The organism is Nitrosospira multiformis, from assembly GCF_900103165.1.
GTDB lineage: Bacteria > Pseudomonadota > Gammaproteobacteria > Burkholderiales > Nitrosomonadaceae > Nitrosospira > Nitrosospira multiformis_D.
This window is the reverse complement of record NZ_FNKY01000001.1, coordinates 255,294-272,156: the sequence shown is the minus strand read 5'-3', so window position 1 is coordinate 272,156 and position 16,863 is coordinate 255,294. Positions and strand designations below refer to the sequence as shown.

Below are 16,863 nucleotides of genomic sequence, written 5' to 3'. Positions count from 1 at the left end.
GTATGCATATCGAATTGGGTTATTTCATGGCATGCCTGACAGTTGCGCGTCTGGATAGTGCGCATGCCGCCGCGTGAATCCGGTTACGTGGAAATGCCGGGTAAACCCATGCCGTCCTGGACTTTGTTGCCGAGCCGAGCACTCCTGAACCTGTGTTCTCCCGGCGGATCGCGCGGCCGGTTGACAATACTTATCTATCACCGGGTACTGCCTCAACCCGATGCACTGTTTCCGGGAGAGAGCCACGCGGAAAATTTCGACCATCAGATGGGGCAGCTTGCAAACTGCTTCAAAATAATACCCCTTCTTGATGCGGTGCGAGGCCTCCGTCAGGGGAAACTGCCGCCGCGCGCAGCTTGTATCACTTTCGACGACGGGTATGCGGATAATGCGGAAATCGCCCTGCCCATCCTGCAAAAACACGGTATTCCTGCCACATTCTTTGTGTCGACCGGTTTTCTTGACGGTGGGCGGATGTGGAACGACACGGTAATTGAATTAATCCGCCGCGCTCCCGGGGATGCACTCGACCTCACCCAAATAGGTTTGGGACAACTCGAGATCGGAATGCTCCCGCAACGCCGGCGAGCCATCAATAACGTGCTGGATGCACTCAAGTATTTGCCGCTTGAATCAAGGCGATTGCGGGTAGAGGAGATGTGCGCCCTTATCCCCGTCATTCCCTCCAGAAATCTCATGATGACTTCCGATCAGGTCAGGCTCCTGCATAACGCGGGAATGGAGATTGGCGGACATACCGTCAATCACCCTATCCTGGCGCGCATGGAAAACAATGCGGCTGCTTATGCGGAAATCGCTAATGGCAAGGACATACTGGAGAGTATAATTCATGCTCCCGTACGGCTTTTTGCATACCCGAACGGGAAGCCGGGACGGGACTATATGGTGGATCATGCAAAAATGGTCAGGGAAATTGGTTTTGACGCGGCGGTTTCCACGGCTCATGGTGCAGCCAGAGCGGGTAGCGACTTATATCAGTTGCCGCGATTTACGCCATGGGATCGGGGGGCAGCGCGCTTCATGCTTCGCATGGCTCAAAATATGCTCAAGCCCATCGATACGGTTTAATTCAGCCATCTATACCTCACAATGGATTTCTTCAACGATCTACTATTCTACCTATGGAACGAGCGATTACAGGATTTGACGTTGATGGTGAAGGCGATCCAATCGCCATTCTGAGTTGCGGCCATCCGCAGCATGTGCGGCATAACCCGCCATTTATCAATCGTCCCTGGGTAGCCGATGAGCAAGGCCGCAATAGCATGTTGGGGCAGATTCTCAGCTGCGTTCGGTGCGAAAAATTCGAACTGCCGAACGATTTTATTGCTTACAAACGTACCCCCGAATTTACCGAAGAATCGGTCCCGGCCGCATTAAGGAAGGATCACTCGACAAAAGCCGGTGTATGGGCAAAAATAAATGTGATGGAAGGCAAGTTACGTTACCGTGTACCGGCCTTTGGGGTGGAAATGGAGCTCACTCAGGATAAGATTGGAATTGTTGTGCCGGAGGTACTGCATAATGTGGAGCCTTTGGGCTCCGTTCGTTTCTTTGTCGAGTTCTACAGGGCGCCGGATAAAGAGGAGTAACGATACGAGTCAGCGGGGCGGGTCAGGCGCCAGATAGTTTTCTGCGACGGGTTATCGTTCCTATCAGGGCAAGGCCCGCCAGCATCATGGCGTAGGTTTCGGATTCCGGGACAACGGAGGTGGCAATAGCAACCGCGGAACCCGGCCTTAGGCTCGAGTCGACAATTTGTGTGTAGCCATCGATTGGCAGAAAAGTCGCGTGAAATGAATTATCCCAATCCGAAAGTCCCTGGGAAGTCAGTCCGGAATTGAAGGGATAACCGGCCTGTAAGGAATTAATGACCGGATTTTGATCCGAACCAGCATAATCTACATGTCCGGCAAGTTCATCACGCAGGAAGGAGTTTGCATTTGTCCACCAAAAAGAGCCTGGATGCTCGCCATCCAGGAATGAGACAATTCCAAGGCCATTACCGCTTCCCGCCCAGTTGATCGCATTCACCGAATGCCCGGTAGCACCATCCCAACAACTGGATGCGGTTAACGCGGGTGCGCATTTTCCGCCGCCGTCGGGAGCACTCGGGTCATCAGGAATATTGCCGGTATCGCCACGCAGTGCATGAAAGTCGGAATCAGCGCCAGTGATGAAGGTTCGATCACCCCGGGCAGCTTCTATTGCCACTTTATTATCCAGGATGCCGCTGTAATTGGGTATTGCCAGCGGCCCGCCCGGCGTCGCTCCGGTCCGGAAGGACTCCCCGCTTTCGACTACCAGTACGTTATAGGCGGAAAAATCGGGTGCCGCGCTGGTGGCATCCCAGTATGTCAGATTCCAGCTTGAACCATCACTTTGAGGAAGCGTATGCACGACACTGGCCAATTGCGAAAATTTCTGCCGGTATTCCGAGGCAGGATCGGCATAGGTGTACCACAATACATTGATTGTGTTTGCTTGCGCCAGCGACGACAAACTCAGGCCCGCGATCAGCGCTGCCGATAAAAGCGAGGGATACATGATTCTCATCGCTACCTCCGTCAAAACAGTCTGAGCAAAGCAATAACCGTAAAATTAAACTGAAGCAAAAATTGTACCTCAATATAATGCACATCATAATTAATAAGTTATGAATGGTGCCGGTTGATAATACTATAAGGTGTAAAGATTTCCGACATTCTCGCTATGGTTTTTGACGTGCTTTTCTGACAGTGAAAAGGAAGATGAAAGCCCCATGAGATCCTCTGTTCACAAGCCGTAATCGGATGGTGTGGCAGCAATCATTCAGTCGGAATTTCATCATTTATCCATACCGTCTCAATTCCTGGACGTAACAATTTTCTTCCGATCTTTCGCGGTTCCCATCGTTAAACGCTATAAAAACGGCTGTTTTCAAAGATAGGTTGCCGTGGAATGGCCCCTGCCTGATACCTGCGGCAACCGTATCAATTTCGCGCGTAATGTGATGCTTTTAATAACTTTCGTAGTGAATCACGGATATACCGGGAAGACTTCCCATTGACTGGCGGGCGCAAGCAGATTAAAATCCGCGTGTTTTGAAATTCAGTCAGTGCCGGATCGTGGAGTTTTACCGTTTCGGCTGGCCCAAAGATGAACCCTGAGAGGGGCACCGGCTGGGGAAATGAAAATTCAGATCTTGTGAAAAAAATTTCAACCCGCCCAGTGTCACGCCAAGCCGCTGTTTTCTGACAGACACCAACAATATGCCTTGGATACGAAACAAGCCGGTGCGCATTGTCATGCGTTGGCAAATGATCGTCACCGTGGCGATGGTGCTGATCCTTGGCCTGCTGTGGGGATTTCATGGCGCGGCTTCCGCATTATTGGGAGGGGTGATCAGCATTATTTCCGCCGCCGCCTTTGCGACGGTGATCTCGCACTACCAGGGCGCCACTGCGGGGGGCGTGCTGATAACGGCGCTGAAAGCGGAGGCGATAAAGATCATTACCATGATCATATTACTCTGGCTTGTTTTGACGCTTTATGAGGATGTGGTCGCGGTCGGTTTTATCGGAACGTTCGCGGTGACGGTACTGATTTTTGGCATGGCACTGTTTGTAACGGATGAAACAAACGCTGCCGGGATTAAATAGTTTGAATAGACAATAAAAATGGCATCAGGCACAGAACTTACTCCAACTTCTTACATGTCGCATCACCTCACCAATCTGACGAGTTCATTGGGTGAGGGCGCATTCTGGACATTGCATGTGGATACGCTGGCGATGGCGGTACTGCTAGGCGTCATCAGCTTTGGTTTTCTGTGGTGGGTCGTGCGTGGTGCGACATCCGGTGTTCCCAGCAAGCGCCAGGCATTTGTCGAGCTGTCCATTGAATTCATCGATGATCAAGTCAAAAGCACTTTCCACGGCGACCGTCACAAGTTTGTTGCACCTGCGGCGCTCACCGTGTTTGTGTGGGTGCTCATGATGAACGCGATGGATCTCTTGCCTATCGATATCATGGCCGCAGTTTATGAGCTGCTGGGTTTGCACAACTGGCGCAGCGTGCCGACCACCGATATCAATACCACGTTTGCGCTGGCGCTGTCCGTATGGTTACTGATGATTTTTTTCAACATAAAAGTAAAGGGACTGGGCGGCTGGATACATGAACTGGTATGTACTCCATTCGGCAAGAATCCCATCCTGTGGCCGGTCAATATTTTATTCAATCTGGTCGAATACGTTTCCAAGCCGCTTTCCCACTCCTTGCGCCTTTACGGAAACATCTACGCCGGGGAAATTATTTTTCTGTTGATTGGTATGTGGGCCGCCACCGGCTTGGCTGGTACCGTGTTTGGCACCCTGCTGGGGGCGGGATGGGCCATTTTCCATATTTTAATCATTACACTGCAAGCGTTTATTTTCATGATGCTGACGGTGGTTTATCTTTCCATGGCGCACGAGTCGCACTGATTTAACTCCTATCTGCCACTACAAACTATTATTTATCACCACGACGAGAGGAAAACGAGATGGACAATTTGCAATACTTGGCGATGATTCAGGCCTACACAGGCATTGGTATCGGCCTGATGATCGGTCTCGGTGCCGCGGGCGCCTGTATCGGTATCGGTATCATGTGCAGCAGCTTCCTTGAGGGCGCCGCCCGCCAGCCGGAAATGATCCCGACGCTACAAGGCAAAGTGTTCCTGTTACTCGGATTGATCGACGCATCCTTCATTATCGGTGTGGGTCTGGCGATGCTCTTTGCATTCGGAAATCCATTGCTGGCTGTCATCAAGTAATAATGCCTGCCCCCGGTATCATAATCAGAGACTAGCCATGAATATCAATTTCACGCTTTTTTCTCAAGCGATGGCGTTCGCCATATTTATCTGGTTCACGGTCAAGTTTGTGTGGCCGCCGTTGATGCGCGCAATCGAAACCCGGCAGAAAACCATTGCCGACGGTCTGGCGGCGGGCGAGCGGGGCAAACAGGAATTGGAGCTGGCAAGCCACCGTTCCGCCGATGTGGTGAGAGAGGCCAAGCATCGGGCGGCCGATATCATCGCTCAGGCCGAAAAACGCGCGTCCGAGATTGTCGAGGAAGCGAAGAACGTCGCAAAGGATGAAGGTAGCCGCATCCTCGTCGGTGCCAAGGCAGAGATCGAACAGGAAGTCTTCCGTGCCAGGGAAGCATTACGGCAACACGTGGCCGACCTGGCTTTGGCAGGCGCTGCGAAAATCCTGCACCGCGAAGTCGATGCCAAAACGCACGCTGATCTGCTCGCCTCCATTAAAGCGGAGCTCTAGGCAATGGCTGAAGCCCGCACGATCGCACGACCTTACGCGGAAGCCGTCTTCAGGCTGGCCAAAGCGGCTGATACACTCCCTGCCTGGTCCGAGATGCTGCAACTGGCGGCCACCATCGCCGCAGACGGCAATATACGTGCGCTCATTGGTAATCCAAAAGTGCCGGCCAGGCGATTGGGCGAGTTGCTTCTCAGTATAGGCGGCGACAGCTTCAATGAAGCAGGCCGCAATTTCATCGTTCTGCTGGCGGAAAATGGCCGGATCGCGATATTGCCCGAGGTGAGCGAGTTGTTCGAACAGCTGAAAACACAGCACGAAGGTGTGCTGGGCGCGAAGATCGCTTCCGCATTTGCCATGAGTGATGAGCAATTGAAAGAACTGGTGGTTAACCTTGAAGCCAAGTTCAAGCGCAAAATAGAGGCCAAGGTGAGTATTGATCCGGAATTGATAGGCGGGGTGAAGGTTGAAATCGGCGACGAAGTACTGGATACCTCCGTGCGCGGTAAACTGGAAGCCATGGCTGTTGCACTTAAAAGCTAGGAGTTATTTGAAATGCAGTTAAATCCATCCGAAATCAGTGAGCTGATTAGAAGCAGAATCGAGGGGCTGGCCGTCTCCGCGGAAGTCCGTACACAGGGCACGATTGTTTCAGTAACTGACGGTATCGTGCGTATTCATGGTCTCTCCGACGTGATGCAGGGTGAGATGCTGGAGTTCCCCGGCAATACGTTTGGTCTCGCACTCAATCTCGAGCGTGACTCCGTGGGTGCGGTAATCATGGGCTCATACGAGCATATTACCGAAGGCGATATCGTCAAGTGTACCGGCCGTATCCTGGAGGTGCCGGTAGGCGAGGAGTTGATGGGCCGCGTAGTCAATGCGCTTGGGCAACCGATCGACGGTAAAGGTCCGATAGCCACGAAGCACTCCGAGCCGATTGAAAAAATTGCACCGGGTGTGATATGGCGTCAATCGGTGAATCAACCGGTTCAGACCGGACTCAAGTCCATCGATGCCATGGTTCCCATCGGGCGTGGTCAGCGCGAATTGATTATCGGCGACCGTCAGACGGGCAAGACTGCCGTGGCGGTGGACGCGATCATCAATCAGAAGGGCGAAAAGATGGTCTGCATCTACGTCGCGATCGGACAGAAAGCATCATCCATCGCCAACGTCGTACGCAAACTGGAAGAGCATGGCGCGATGGAGTACACGATTGTGGTGGCTGCCACTGCATCCGAATCCGCGGCAATGCAGTTCATCGCACCTTATTCCGGCTGCACCATGGGCGAATACTTTCGCGATAAGGGTGAAGACGCTCTCATCATTTATGACGATCTAACCAAGCAGGCATGGGCTTACCGGCAGATCTCACTGCTGCTGCGGCGTCCGCCCGGACGGGAAGCCTATCCCGGTGACGTATTTTATCTGCATTCGCGTTTGCTGGAACGCGCCGCGCGGGTGAGTGCGGCATACGTTGAAAAAGCCACCAATGGCGCGGTGAAAGGTAAAACGGGTTCGCTCACCGCACTTCCAGTGATTGAGACTCAGGCGGGTGACGTAACCGCTTTCGTTCCCACCAATGTCATCTCGATTACCGATGGCCAGATATTTCTGGAAACCGATTTATTCAACGCAGGTATCCGTCCCGCGATCAATGCGGGGGTTTCGGTGTCGCGCGTGGGTGGCGCGGCTCAGACTAAGGTTATCAAGAAATTGGGTGGCGGTGTACGTCTCGCATTGGCGCAATATCGCGAACTTGCGGCGTTTGCGCAGTTTGCATCGGATCTTGATGAAGCGACGCGCAAGCAATTGGAACGCGGAAAAATGGTGACTGAACTGATGAAGCAGCCGCAGTATGCCACCTTGAGCGTATCCGAAATGGCCATTACCTTGTTCGCTGTCAACAAGGGATATCTGGACGATGTGGAAGTCAAGCGCGGACTGGCATTCGAATCGGCACTCAAGGGCCATATCCGGAGACTATATAGCGCCATTATTGATAAAATCGAGAGCACCAAGGACCTCGATGCAGCAACCGAGAAAGAGCTCGATGCCGCAATTCAGGACTTCAAGAAGAACGGAACCTATTAAACGATGGCTGGCAGCAGAGAAATACGCAATAAGATCAAGAGCGTAAAAAATACGCAGAAGATCACGCGCGCCATGGAAATGGTGGCCGCCTCCAAAATGCGCAAAGCACAGGAGCGCATGAAAAAAGCGCGTCCCTACGGCGATAAGATTCGTAACGTTGCCGCGCATATGAGCCGTGCTTACACTGAATACCATCATCCATTTCTGGTGGAGCGCGACACCGTAAAACGGATCGGTATTGTTGTGGTTACGTCCGATAAAGGTTTGTGCGGCGGGCTCAACACGAACGTGTTGCGTATGGCTGTGAGCAAAATGAAGGCATGGGAAGCGGAAGGTGAGCAGATCGAGGCGTGCTGTATCGGTAACAAGGGTCTCGGTTTTATGAACCGGCTTGGCGCCAACGTCATTTCGTACGTTGTAAGCTTGGGAGATACGCCGGATCTGGAAAAGCTGATTGGCGCGGTAAGGGTTATCCTGGATGGCTACACTCAGGATCGCTTCGATCGTGTTTATATTTTTTACACGCGTTTCATCAATACGATGAAACAGGAGCCGGTAATGGAGCAATTGCTCCCGCTTTCCGACGAACGTCTCAAGTCCGGGGACGGTCCTACCGGGCAACGCGGCGTATGGGATTATATCTACGAGCCCGAAGCCAAGCCGGTCATCGACGATATCATGGTGCGATACGTCGAGGCGCTGATTTACCAGGCGTTGACCGAAAACATGGCATCCGAGCAATCGGCGCGCATGGTGGCGATGAAGGCCGCGTCGGATAATGCCAGTAATGTGATCGATGAATTGACGCTGATTTACAATAAATCACGTCAGGCTGCCATTACCAAGGAATTGTCCGAAATCGTCGGTGGCGCGGCAGCCGTTTAAATATTTTGATTTGCATTTAGGGAACAACATGAACCAGGGAAAAATTGTTCAGTGTATCGGTGCGGTGGTTGACGTCGAATTTTCACGGGAAGAAATGCCAAAAGTGTATGACGCACTGGTGCTGGAAGGCACGGAGTTAACACTCGAAGTGCAGCAGCAGTTAGGCGACGGTATTGTGCGTACGATCGCACTCGGGTCTTCAGACGGGCTGCGCCGTGGCATGATGGTAACGAATACCGGTGACCAGATTCAGGTGCCGGTGGGCACCAAGACTTTAGGCCGGATCATGGACGTTCTGGGAAAGCCGATTGACGAAATGGGACCCATCGGTGCGGAAAAGGCCATGTCGATACACCGGAAAGCACCGGCGTTTGACGAGCTTGCCGCATCCACCGAATTACTCGAAACGGGTATCAAGGTTATCGATCTGGTCTGTCCCTTCGCCAAAGGCGGCAAGGTCGGCCTGTTTGGTGGCGCGGGCGTGGGCAAGACCGTTAACATGATGGAATTGATTCGCAATATCGCCATCGAGCACAGTGGTTTTTCGGTATTTGCAGGTGTGGGCGAACGGACCCGCGAAGGCAACGATTTTTACCACGAAATGAAAGATTCCAACGTTCTGGACAAGGTGGCGCTGGTGTACGGGCAAATGAATGAGCCACCCGGCAACCGGTTGCGCGTGGCGCTGACAGGCCTGACCATGGCTGAATTTTTCCGTGACGAAGGCCGTGACGTGCTGCTGTTCGTCGATAATATCTACCGCTTTACCCTGGCGGGCACCGAAGTATCGGCGTTGCTGGGCCGGATGCCATCCGCAGTGGGCTACCAACCGACCCTGGCCGAGGAAATGGGCCGTCTGCAGGAGCGCATCACCTCCACCAAGTCGGGTTCTATTACGTCGATTCAGGCTGTTTATGTGCCTGCGGACGATTTGACCGACCCATCGCCTGCCACGACCTTCGGCCACCTGGATGCAACCGTGGTGTTATCCCGCGATATCGCTTCGCTGGGAATATATCCGGCGGTGGATCCACTCGATTCCACTTCACGCCAGCTTGATCCGCTGGTGGTTGGCGAAGAGCATTACAATACCGCGCGTGACGTGCAGCAGACGCTGCAGCGCTACAAGGAGTTGCGTGACATCATTGCCATTCTGGGGATGGATGAATTATCCCCCGAAGATAAGCTGGCTGTGGCAAGAGCGCGCAAGATTCAGCGCTTCCTATCGCAACCTTTTAATGTAGCGGAAGTGTTCACCGGCTCTCCGGGTAAATATGTATCGCTGAAGGAAACTATTAAAGGTTTCAAAGGTATCGTTGCCGGAGATTATGATCACTTGCCGGAACAGGCATTCTATATGGTCGGCGGCATAGACGAAGCGGTCGAGAAAGCCAAGACCCTGCAATAGAAAGGAAAAGGGTTATTCATGAAGCTGGCTTCATGAATATATATGCCCTTATAGAGATTGTCAGTAGGATGGGTGGAGAGAAGCGTAACCCATCGGGTTATTTTCTACTGCGAATGCTTCATGAGCATATAGTGTAACTAAGCCAGCCGATCAAATGATGAACAGAAGGTAAAATGGGCATTTTTCACGTTGATATTGTCAGTGCCGAGGAATCCATTTATTCCGGTCCCGCAGAGTTCCTGGTGGCTCCGGCGGAGGCGGGAGAAGTGGGTATTTATCCGCAACACACCCCGATGCTGACCCGGATCAAGCCCGGGGCGGTACGCATCAAAGCGCCGTTGAAGGAAGAAGAGCTTGTCTATGTCTCGGGCGGCTTGCTGGAAATCCAGCCGGACGTGGTGACCATCCTGGCCGACACTGCTATACGTGGGGCAAATCTCGACGAGACAAAAGCAATCGAAGCCAAGAAACGGGCGGAAGAGGCCATGCAGAACCGTATCTCCGCAATGGATTATGCACAGGCGCAGGCTGAACTAGGCGAAGCGGTAGCGCAATTGGCGGCGATCCAGAAGCTGAGAAAACGTAAGCACTGATCCAGCACAGCATGTGCGAGTTCCGGCAAAGGCGGCGATAGCCGCCTTTTTTATTCCTGGGAATAAGCCCCAACGTTTGGAAAAGTTGGGGTTATTGACACGATAGTGAAATAGAACCGACGTATATTAAAATCCCATCAAAGCGGTTGCGGTCAGGTCACGCCAATTTATGCAAAAAGATGCCGCACTTGGATTTTGAGCGCGCAATGTGATAAATTAGCGTCATCCTTTTCAGGACCGAAACGTTTATAGTTATTTGTCCGCCGAGAAAATACCATGATTTCGTCATTCCGGCCTGATCTGGAATCCAGCCAAAACCGGTAATGGTGTACTTTGCATCTCGTTGGATACCGGCTTCCGCTGACATGACGCTTATACTGTTTGCTCGCTGGATCAATAGTATTTCCCTGAACTGTTTACCGTCTGCGACCAATACACAAAATAGTCATGCCTGCTGCTTGCAGCCGGGATTCTTTACTATTCTTAATGTCTAATTTAAATATCGTCATTCTCGCTGCCGGACTCGGCAAGCGCATGCATTCGGCACTGCCCAAGGTTTTACATCCGCTGGCCGGAAAACCCTTGCTCGGACATGTGCTCGATACGGCCCGCTCATTGTCGCCACAGAGCATTTGTGTGGTCTACGGACATGGCGGCGAGGCCGTGCCTCAAGCGATTGGCGACGAGGGCCTTACCTGGGTGCAACAGACGCCGCAACTGGGCACCGGCCATGCGCTGATGCAAGCGCTGCCGCACCTGGACAACACCGGCATGACACTCGTGTTGTACGGCGATGTGCCGCTGACCAGCATCGAAACCCTGAGGAGGTTGATCGCAACGGCGGAGTCGAAAAGTTTCGCCCTGCTGACGGTAGAGCTGGTTGACCCCGCCGGCTATGGGAGAATTGTTCGGGATGATGAAACGGGTGGAATCGTTGCCATCGTCGAAGAGAAGGACGCCAGCAAAGCCCAGCGGCAAATCCGCGAGATCAATACCGGCATCATGGTGATTCCAAATCTATATCTCCACGGCTGGTTGCATAAGCTGGAAAATAAGAATACGCAAAAGGAGTATTACCTGACCGATATTGTGGCGATGGCGGTCAAGGATGGCGTCAAGGTGCAAGCAGCCCAGCCTGCGTACGATTGGGAAACGAGCGGCGTTAATAGCAAGACGCACCTGACCGCGCTTGAGCGTATTTACCAGAATGAGTACGCAAAAAAACTGCTGGATCAAGGAGTGACCCTGGCCGATATGTCTCGTATCGATATTCGCGGCCGACTCGACTGCGGCAGGGATGTGGAGATCGACATCAATTGCATTTTTGAGGGCCATGTACAGCTGGCCGACGGCGTGAAAGTCGGCGCTCACAGTATTCTGAAAAATGTCAAAGTTGCGGCGGGCTCGGCGATTGCCCCCTTCAGCCTGATCGAGTCCGCTGAAATCGGCAAGGATTGCCGCATTGGCCCTTACGCCCGCATCCGTCCTGGAACAAGGCTTGCCAACGAAGTGCATATCGGTAATTTCGTCGAGGTCAAAAATAGCACCATTGCCGCCGGCAGCAAGGCGAATCATCTGAGTTACATCGGCGACTCCATAGTGGGCAAGAATGTCAACATCGGTGCCGGGACGATTACCTGCAACTACGATGGCGCCAACAAATACCAGACCATCATCGAGGACGACGTTTTTGTCGGCTCCGATACGCAACTGGTCGCGCCGGTGAGAGTGGCGCAAGGCTCGACCATTGGCGCAGGTTCGACCATCACCAAAGATACACCGCCGGAGACACTGACGTTGTCACGCGCCAAACAGATGAGTGTCGATGGATGGAAGCGGCCCGCAAAAAAACCGAAGGGCGACAAATGAAATGTGGAACAGCAAAACTTTCTCAATCTTGTAACTCCCCGGAACGAAACAGAGAGGAAATCGATCAATGTGCGGAATAGTCGGTGCGGTAGCCAGAAATAACATTGTTCCGGCCCTGCTGGAAGGTTTGCGGCGTCTTGAATACCGGGGTTACGATTCCGCCGGGCTCGCGCTGATGAATGGCGGATTGCACCGATTGCGCACCACCGGGCGGGTCGCCGAACTCAGCAAGCTGGCGGACGAGCAGGATTTTCACGGCGAGATCGGCATCGCCCACACCCGTTGGGCGACTCACGGCGCACCTTCCGAGCGCAACGCCCACCCTCATTTTTCCGGTGAAATCTCGAAAGTGGCGGTCGTGCACAACGGCATCATCGAAAATCATGAACTCCTGCGGCAACGGTTACAGAGCTTGGGATTTCAATTCACTTCTGACACCGACACCGAAGTTATCGCTCACCTCATTACGTTTAATCTGAGGGAAACCTCCGATCTTTTCGAGGCGGTGTGCCGTTCCGTAGACGAATTACAAGGCGCCTATGCCATCGCTGTGATGGAAGAAGCGCATCCAGAGCGTATCGTTGTTTCCCGCAACGGCGCACCACTGTTATTGGGATTAAGCGAATCCGGCAACTATGCGGCCTCCGACGCCTCTGCCTTATTGCAGGTGACGAAGCAGATGATCTACCTGGAAGAAGGCGATGTGGCCGAGCTGCGCCGCGACGGCTACCGGATTGTCAGCCTCCACAATGGTACGCGCAAGGAAGTGATTCGCCCCATCCATGAAAGTGAGCTCACCAACGAAGCGGTGGATATGGGACCTTATGCCCATTTCATGCAGAAGGAAATATTCGAACAGCCGGGTGTCGTGGCGAATACGCTGGAAATGGTGCTCAATGCACACTCTATCTCTCCCCGCCTGTTTGGCAGCGAAGCGGAGGATATCTTCAAAACCACCGACAGCATTCTGATACTCGCCTGCGGTACCAGCTACCACGCGGGCCTGGTTGCGCGCTACTGGCTGGAAACGCTGGCGGGGTTGACCTGCACTGTCGAGATTGCCAGCGAATACCGCTACCGTGACCCGGTTGCCAGCCCCAACGCGCTGGTGGTGGGGATTTCCCAATCGGGGGAGACAGCGGATACGCTGGCCGCGCTCAGCTACGCCCGATCCCTCGGGCATCGCCACAGCCTTGCCATCTGCAATGTGGCGGAAAGTGCCCTGGTGCGGCAGACCGATCTGCGCTTTCTAACCCGCGCCGGCCCGGAGATTGGCGTCGCCTCCACCAAGGCATTCACCACCCAGTTGGCGGCGCTGATGCTGCTTGCCATGACGTTGGCAAAACTGCGCGGCAAGTTATCCGATGAGGGCGAACGCGAGATCATTGCCGCGCTGCGGCACCTGCCCGTCGCGCTGCAACATGCGCTGCAAGTGGAACCGCAGGTCAAGATCTGGGCAGAAGGATTTGCCCAAAAACGTCATGCCTTGTTTCTCGGACGCGGCGTACACTATCCCATCGCCATGGAAGGCGCGCTCAAGCTCAAGGAAATTTCCTACATCCACGCCGAAGCCTACGCCGCTGGGGAATTGAAGCATGGTCCGCTCGCACTGGTGGACAAGGATATGCCGGTGGTCGCCATTGCGCCCAACGACGCGCTACTGGAAAAACTCAAATCCAATTTGCAGGAGGTCCGCGCGCGCGGCGGTGAACTCTACGTTTTTGCCGATGCCGATTCCCACATTCAGGAAAGCGAAGGCGTGCATATCATTCGCCTGGCGGAACATGCCGGGTCGCTCAGCCCCATCCTTCATACCATCCCCCTGCAATTGCTTGCTTATCATGTTGCGCTGCAAAAAGGCACCGATGTGGATAAGCCTAGAAATCTGGCGAAATCGGTGACGGTGGAGTAATTATAGGTGTGATACCCCAGACCTGATCTGACCTATGATGTCAAGCCATGTCCGCAAACGACACTGCGCTGGTGATCAATCTTCCTCAGAGCTGATGTACGAGGCGGTAGAAAACGTTTTTAGCTGCTGCCGAGAAGAGTTTATTAGAATGAGAGGTTAGATTTCTCTCGTCGTGCGCGCGGATCGACGTGAGTTAATAAGTGATTGAGCGTACTTGTCATAGTTTCTTCGCGCAAGATTTGTTCGAACTTGGGATAGCTTCTTGAAATGACTTTCGAAGTCGCGCTCAAATGTGCGAGGACTCACAACCAGGTCATGAACGGCGTCGGCTAGGTGACCAAGTAGCGCAAGCTTGAATTCCAGCGAGAGTAAATTCTCTTTGTTTATGAGTTTGTGCTTGTCGGGTTCAACCTCTGTGCCATTCGAGTTGAATGGATAGATCCATTGTCCGTGCGCGAGCTTGTTTCTGATCTCGATCACAATTCGTAGTTCATTATGCAATGCGCTCAGTAAAGCAGTACGTCGCGCTGCGTGCGCAATGCCCAAAGTACGCTCATTAAGTGCAGCTTTTGGCAGACCATGATGCTTGCGGAATGCCGCGTCAACCATGGCCTCCCACTGCTCAAGTTGAGTTTGCTTGTCGAGTATGGGAGAACGCTCGATTTCGGCGAAACCGTATTCCTCATGTAGGAGTTTTCGAAGCCGACACTCGGCCCAGGCGCCGATAAGAAAGGCATACAGGCGCAAGAGCGTTCGTAGGCTACGCTGCGGATCGTTGGAGGCAATTGCGGCTCGCGCTAGGCGCGCAACATTGCTCAATGCCGCTTCCAGCTCTCGAAGGTTGGCAACGTGCTGGCTATAGAGTTTGGTTGGATTTCTCGGCATCTGTACATCCACCACCAAAGGCCACTTGGGTGATGGCCTTTGGTGGTGGGGATTCGAACCCCACAAGTACTCCGCTTAAGCGGCGTGTTTTCCCTTACACCATCACCCAAACTTACATCCATTGTACACGACAGGGGAATCCCATTTTGTTTCGGACGACAGTTGTGAGGAGAAATGGAACAAACCACGGTTTTCCATCTCTCTTAAAGTAATTTATCTGATTCCGACCCGCACATCTTGTGTAATTATCCTGATTTTCCAGGCGCTACTCACTTTCCTCTGACGATATCTATACAGAGATTCGGGGCGTTGCCAAATATAAAATTGCTATGGGGTCAAGTCTAAATCATACCGCCGCGGGTAAGAGTCATGGAAAATTTTCTTCCACCGCATTTTTTCAGGGCTAAACTTGAAAGTACTGGAGACAGACCACGATTGCACCAGCAGTTACGGTAGCAAACGCAGTTATGTTATCCGTGATGGTTTAGATTTGTGAATGCGGAGGGTTCACCGGCTTCCCTTGAAAGGGCGACACCTTAATCTCCCCCTCCCGCTTGCGGGCTTGGGCTATTTCAAAGCTGTTCTGCATCCGCATGAGCGTATCCATCGAAACACCAAAGGCCTTTTCGATGCGAAGCGCCATTTCCGGCGACAGCGAAGCACGCTCGTTGAGAAAAGTGGACAGCGCGGAGCGCGTCACCCCGAGGGCCTGTGCCGCGCCAGTTACCGAAAGCCCAAGCGGCTCGATAATCTCTGTTCTTACGAACCCGCCGGGATGGGCCGGACTCCTCATGCGGATTCCCTGCATTGCGTTCATAATCCACCTCCTTAGTGGTAGTCTTCATAATCGAGATCGATGATCTCTATCCCGGTTTGTTCGATGCGAAATGTCATGCGCCAATTTTTGGTCACGAAGAGGCTCCAGGTGCCTTTGCGGTCTCCGGTAAGTGGATGGGCTTTCCAGCTGGGCACCGTTCGCAACTCATCCTCCCTCTCCATGTCCTGGAGGAAGGAAACGATTTTGCGTACCTTGAGCACGACCGCTGGTTGAAGGCCCGAAGCGTCGTCACCCTCGATAAATCGACGTAATCCCTTATGGATTACATTTCTGATCTTCATAGCCGATATTATTCAAGCGAATGTATCGTGTCAAGCTACACGATACACAACTGGCGCTTACTTTGTTGGGTGATTATTGGACGGTGCAAGAGCACTGCTTTCTAAAGTGTCAATTCTTGATTCCTATAACGACTTTTTGAGCCGTAGAGAAAAAGCCTTGCGAAGAATTGTTAATAACACGTTCGGTTATATGACAATTGATGATATCCAATCTGAGGTCTGGGTGATTGCCTTCGATATCGAAGCTCAGCGCGGATATTCAATTGATTTTACTAATTCCGACGATCAGGAAACAATTCTGGGTGCGCTGTATAACAGGCTTGTAAAATTTGCAGATAAACAGACCCGCTATGCCATTAAGCTTGATGAGGGTTGGGATAGCGAGGATAGCGATACCGCAACAAATCTACTTGCGTTGCTACTTGCTGCACCCCCTGAATCTGATCCCCTGGTGTGGTTGCAGCAAAAAGAAGATTCTGCCGATTTTTTAGAATTGATCCGATCCAGTTATTCGGAAGCATCAGCCTACGTTCTGCTGCTTATGAGGTTTGATTGGAACGTGGAAGACGCTGCTGAATACCTTCATATTGTGGTTGATACGCTTCGGCGGCGTTTAAAACTATCCGGCGTACGAGCAAGAACTCAACCGTCGTTGTTTGATAGGATAGAGTTCATCGATCCTGACTTCATGCCCCAGCAGGCACGTCGATTCCGGAATAATAACTACGGAGTGGGCTTCCCATCAGGCATGTTGGACTTTCTGATATAAAC

General features: G+C 52.7%; 18 protein-coding genes. 14 read left to right on the top strand and 4 right to left on the bottom strand.

Annotation, left to right across the window (positions count from 1 at the left end):
* Nucleotides 1-63: 63 nt before the first annotated feature.
* Complete coding sequence (locus BLR00_RS01210; RefSeq protein ID WP_081346607.1) at nt 64-1,089, top strand: polysaccharide deacetylase family protein; 1,026 nt, start codon at nt 64-66, stop codon at nt 1,087-1,089.
* Between the two features lie 53 nt (nt 1,090-1,142).
* Complete coding sequence (locus BLR00_RS01205) at nt 1,143-1,613, top strand: DUF3565 domain-containing protein (protein WP_074630438.1); 471 nt, start codon at nt 1,143-1,145, stop codon at nt 1,611-1,613.
* Nucleotides 1,614-1,635: 22 nt separating this feature from the next.
* Here BLR00_RS01205 and BLR00_RS01200 read toward each other — a convergent pair whose 3' ends face one another.
* The gene (locus tag BLR00_RS01200) at nt 1,636-2,577 is read right to left on the bottom strand and encodes a PEP-CTERM sorting domain-containing protein (protein ID WP_074630437.1); all 942 of its coding nucleotides are present in this window, start codon (nt 2,575-2,577) and stop codon (nt 1,636-1,638) included.
* A gap of 731 nt (nt 2,578-3,308) precedes the next feature.
* Between BLR00_RS01200 and BLR00_RS01195 the strand changes: the two genes are divergently transcribed.
* From BLR00_RS01195 to glmS, 11 genes are all read left to right on the top strand, one after another.
* A complete protein-coding gene (locus tag BLR00_RS01195) occupies nt 3,309-3,662 on the top strand; it encodes an ATP synthase subunit I (RefSeq protein WP_254773403.1) in 354 nt (117 codons plus the stop codon).
* 18 nt (nt 3,663-3,680) lie between these two features.
* Nucleotides 3,681-4,487 (top strand): F0F1 ATP synthase subunit A, encoded by an 807-nt coding sequence (atpB, locus tag BLR00_RS01190; protein ID WP_074630435.1) that lies wholly within the window; start codon nt 3,681-3,683, stop codon nt 4,485-4,487.
* A gap of 59 nt (nt 4,488-4,546) precedes the next feature.
* A complete protein-coding gene (gene atpE, locus BLR00_RS01185) occupies nt 4,547-4,819 on the top strand; it encodes a F0F1 ATP synthase subunit C (protein ID WP_004180856.1) in 273 nt (90 codons plus the stop codon).
* A 37-nt stretch (nt 4,820-4,856) separates the two neighbouring features.
* The gene (locus tag BLR00_RS01180; RefSeq protein WP_074630434.1) at nt 4,857-5,327 is read left to right on the top strand and encodes a F0F1 ATP synthase subunit B; all 471 of its coding nucleotides are present in this window, start codon (nt 4,857-4,859) and stop codon (nt 5,325-5,327) included.
* Between the two features lie 3 nt (nt 5,328-5,330).
* The gene (locus BLR00_RS01175; RefSeq protein ID WP_074630433.1) at nt 5,331-5,867 is read left to right on the top strand and encodes a F0F1 ATP synthase subunit delta; all 537 of its coding nucleotides are present in this window, start codon (nt 5,331-5,333) and stop codon (nt 5,865-5,867) included.
* A 12-nt stretch (nt 5,868-5,879) separates the two neighbouring features.
* Nucleotides 5,880-7,421, top strand: coding sequence for a F0F1 ATP synthase subunit alpha (atpA, locus tag BLR00_RS01170; protein WP_074630432.1), 1,542 nt, complete (start codon nt 5,880-5,882; stop codon nt 7,419-7,421).
* Nucleotides 7,422-7,424: 3 nt separating this feature from the next.
* Nucleotides 7,425-8,306, top strand: coding sequence for a F0F1 ATP synthase subunit gamma (atpG, locus tag BLR00_RS01165; RefSeq protein WP_074630431.1), 882 nt, complete (start codon nt 7,425-7,427; stop codon nt 8,304-8,306).
* Between the two features lie 28 nt (nt 8,307-8,334).
* Complete coding sequence (gene atpD, locus BLR00_RS01160; RefSeq protein WP_074634063.1) at nt 8,335-9,714, top strand: F0F1 ATP synthase subunit beta; 1,380 nt, start codon at nt 8,335-8,337, stop codon at nt 9,712-9,714.
* A gap of 173 nt (nt 9,715-9,887) precedes the next feature.
* The gene (locus BLR00_RS01155; protein WP_074630430.1) at nt 9,888-10,307 is read left to right on the top strand and encodes a F0F1 ATP synthase subunit epsilon; all 420 of its coding nucleotides are present in this window, start codon (nt 9,888-9,890) and stop codon (nt 10,305-10,307) included.
* Between the two features lie 486 nt (nt 10,308-10,793).
* The gene (glmU, locus tag BLR00_RS01145; RefSeq protein WP_074630428.1) at nt 10,794-12,176 is read left to right on the top strand and encodes a bifunctional UDP-N-acetylglucosamine diphosphorylase/glucosamine-1-phosphate N-acetyltransferase GlmU; all 1,383 of its coding nucleotides are present in this window, start codon (nt 10,794-10,796) and stop codon (nt 12,174-12,176) included.
* 67 nt (nt 12,177-12,243) lie between these two features.
* A complete protein-coding gene (glmS, locus tag BLR00_RS01140) occupies nt 12,244-14,088 on the top strand; it encodes a glutamine--fructose-6-phosphate transaminase (isomerizing) (RefSeq protein ID WP_074630427.1) in 1,845 nt (614 codons plus the stop codon).
* Nucleotides 14,089-14,244: 156 nt separating this feature from the next.
* Here glmS and BLR00_RS01135 read toward each other — a convergent pair whose 3' ends face one another.
* The 3 genes from BLR00_RS01135 to BLR00_RS01125 form a co-directional block, all read right to left on the bottom strand.
* The gene (locus BLR00_RS01135) at nt 14,245-14,973 is read right to left on the bottom strand and encodes a hypothetical protein (RefSeq protein ID WP_074630426.1); all 729 of its coding nucleotides are present in this window, start codon (nt 14,971-14,973) and stop codon (nt 14,245-14,247) included.
* 484 nt (nt 14,974-15,457) lie between these two features.
* The gene (locus BLR00_RS01130) at nt 15,458-15,790 is read right to left on the bottom strand and encodes a HigA family addiction module antitoxin (protein WP_074630425.1); all 333 of its coding nucleotides are present in this window, start codon (nt 15,788-15,790) and stop codon (nt 15,458-15,460) included.
* Nucleotides 15,791-15,801: 11 nt separating this feature from the next.
* Nucleotides 15,802-16,092 carry a type II toxin-antitoxin system RelE/ParE family toxin gene (locus BLR00_RS01125; RefSeq protein WP_074630424.1) on the bottom strand — a complete coding sequence of 97 codons (291 nt, stop codon included), beginning with the start codon at nt 16,090-16,092 and terminating at the stop codon, nt 15,802-15,804.
* A 76-nt stretch (nt 16,093-16,168) separates the two neighbouring features.
* Between BLR00_RS01125 and BLR00_RS01120 the strand changes: the two genes are divergently transcribed.
* Nucleotides 16,169-16,861 (top strand): hypothetical protein, encoded by a 693-nt coding sequence (locus tag BLR00_RS01120; protein ID WP_143007616.1) that lies wholly within the window; start codon nt 16,169-16,171, stop codon nt 16,859-16,861.
* Nucleotides 16,862-16,863 lie beyond the last annotated feature (2 nt).

Bases quoted from the DNA above. Each gene is read 5' to 3' on its own strand.
- BLR00_RS01210 (WP_081346607.1), top strand. From the start codon at position 64: ATGCCGCCGCGTGAATCCGGTTACGTGGAAATGCCGGGTAAACCCATG.
- BLR00_RS01205 (WP_074630438.1), top strand. From the start codon at position 1,143: ATGGAACGAGCGATTACAGGATTTGACGTTGATGGTGAAGGCGATCCA.
- BLR00_RS01200 (WP_074630437.1), bottom strand. From the start codon at position 2,577: ATGAGAATCATGTATCCCTCGCTTTTATCGGCAGCGCTGATCGCGGGC.
- BLR00_RS01195 (WP_254773403.1), top strand. From the start codon at position 3,309: ATGCGTTGGCAAATGATCGTCACCGTGGCGATGGTGCTGATCCTTGGC.
- atpB (WP_074630435.1), top strand. From the start codon at position 3,681: ATGGCATCAGGCACAGAACTTACTCCAACTTCTTACATGTCGCATCAC.
- atpE (WP_004180856.1), top strand. From the start codon at position 4,547: ATGGACAATTTGCAATACTTGGCGATGATTCAGGCCTACACAGGCATT.
- BLR00_RS01180 (WP_074630434.1), top strand. From the start codon at position 4,857: ATGAATATCAATTTCACGCTTTTTTCTCAAGCGATGGCGTTCGCCATA.
- BLR00_RS01175 (WP_074630433.1), top strand. From the start codon at position 5,331: ATGGCTGAAGCCCGCACGATCGCACGACCTTACGCGGAAGCCGTCTTC.
- atpA (WP_074630432.1), top strand. From the start codon at position 5,880: ATGCAGTTAAATCCATCCGAAATCAGTGAGCTGATTAGAAGCAGAATC.
- atpG (WP_074630431.1), top strand. From the start codon at position 7,425: ATGGCTGGCAGCAGAGAAATACGCAATAAGATCAAGAGCGTAAAAAAT.
- atpD (WP_074634063.1), top strand. From the start codon at position 8,335: ATGAACCAGGGAAAAATTGTTCAGTGTATCGGTGCGGTGGTTGACGTC.
- BLR00_RS01155 (WP_074630430.1), top strand. From the start codon at position 9,888: ATGGGCATTTTTCACGTTGATATTGTCAGTGCCGAGGAATCCATTTAT.
- glmU (WP_074630428.1), top strand. From the start codon at position 10,794: ATGTCTAATTTAAATATCGTCATTCTCGCTGCCGGACTCGGCAAGCGC.
- glmS (WP_074630427.1), top strand. From the start codon at position 12,244: ATGTGCGGAATAGTCGGTGCGGTAGCCAGAAATAACATTGTTCCGGCC.
- BLR00_RS01135 (WP_074630426.1), bottom strand. From the start codon at position 14,973: ATGCCGAGAAATCCAACCAAACTCTATAGCCAGCACGTTGCCAACCTT.
- BLR00_RS01130 (WP_074630425.1), bottom strand. From the start codon at position 15,790: ATGAACGCAATGCAGGGAATCCGCATGAGGAGTCCGGCCCATCCCGGC.
- BLR00_RS01125 (WP_074630424.1), bottom strand. From the start codon at position 16,092: ATGAAGATCAGAAATGTAATCCATAAGGGATTACGTCGATTTATCGAG.